Source organism: Vibrio ouci (assembly GCF_004551525.1).
Classification (GTDB): Bacteria; Pseudomonadota; Gammaproteobacteria; order Enterobacterales; family Vibrionaceae; genus Vibrio; species Vibrio ouci.
On sequence record NZ_SATR01000167.1, the window covers coordinates 1 to 1596 of the forward strand.

General features: G+C 39.2%; 1 protein-coding gene. It reads right to left on the reverse strand.

From position 1 onward, the window contains the following. Positions 1-179: 179 nt before the first annotated feature. On the reverse strand, positions 180-818 hold the full coding sequence (locus ELS82_RS24805) for a hypothetical protein (protein ID WP_134837748.1): 639 nt from the start codon (positions 816-818) through the stop codon (positions 180-182). Positions 819-1596: the final 778 nt, after the last annotated feature.

Consider the following 1596-nt stretch of genomic DNA (forward strand, 5'->3'; position numbering starts at 1 on the left):
CAAGGAAAAATGTGCTGTGGCAGGACGCCTATAGAAACATTAGAAGATGGGAAATCAATCTGGGCTGAAAAGAATCTAGCCCAGATATAATCTGACAGGCACCGAGTCGAAAAGTGGGTAACTGTCAGATCAGGTCTGAATTAGTACACTTAATCCAAAGAGGGTCGTTCGACCCTCTTTTATTGAGCATGTAGAGCTCTAGCTCTCTTTTCAATGTTGGCATATACATAACGTTTTTGATCATCTGACTTTAACACTTTATATATCGCTTGTTCTTCGCCTTGATGATTAGCAGCTTTTTCGATTAAGAAAAAGAAGCACGCAATAGGGTCTTTGCCAGAAAGATACCCAAGAACTTCTTTAAACGGTTTGTTTACTTCCATTTTTTCCGTAAATTGGAATTTTGGGAAGTACACACGACCACCAACTTTAATGCTAAAAAGAGTATTTCTAGCCTTTCTATTGTTGATTGCAGATTTAGTTATACCTAATTTGTTTTCAAGTTGCTTTGATGTATAGAATCCACCATGATCATTCAGCTTCTCGAGAAAACTCTGTATCTTGTTATTATTCTGTATAGTTTGTATTGCTACCTCATCATGCTGACGACCAATTTGTTGTTCAGCTAAGACGTTACCAACCTTCAAAGAGAAATCGACGTCACCCAGCGTCAATAACTGCTTAGTATCTTTCATGGAGATTGACGCTAATGTTGAAGCTAGACTGTTAAGCAGCCTTTCTGCGAGTAACTGTTTAATCGGATCTGGAGTGATTTCAGTCGTCACTTTATCAATGCTTTTTTCTAACATAGTGGTCATAGTTAACTCCTTACTTTTCTACACTTCTCATTTATGTGAACTAATATAGTACCTTTTGAGGTGGTTCACAAGTACATTTTGTGTACTTATTTTGACTTTTATTTAAGTACATAAGTACATGGAAAGTAATTGGCGTACGTTGAAAGGCAATTAGTAGCAAAGGAGAGTCACACTCTTCCTAACTCTATCTGTGAGTTAAAACTTCCACTTTTTACGCTTCTTTTTATGAAGACATTTTCGGTAAGACATCGATACCAATCAACTGTGATGCCCTTTCTTTAGGTGCAACTAGGGTCTTACGTTAAACGCCTAAGCCTGGAATCACGTGAAGCTGCTTAGGATTAGATCTCAACTAAGTCTGAAAAAGTTGAAACTCATCATCGCTCAAGCATCCACTGCGGTACTTTTAAAATATGGTGAACTTATTAATGAAAATAACTCCTTCATATACAGCTTATTAGGTAGATATCGTTCACCTTCTTCATTGACTGCACACCTATCATTAATATAGATTACACGGGCACTGGCAAAATCCAGTGCCGGGATTGGTACCCCGTTTTATTTTCTCAAGGCGCATAGACGCCAGCTTTTTGCTGGTTTTTTTATGTGCGGCTTCGGCACACCTGAACATAGTAGATTCGATTAGGAATTGTACTATCTAAATTATGGTGGGCTGGGCGGGGGCGCTTCGGCGCGCCGTGTCCTTGAGAGCGGTAGTACCAACCCTGTTCAGTTCACCACCCATAGATTGGTACCTTTGAGTGGTGATTTAGCAAAA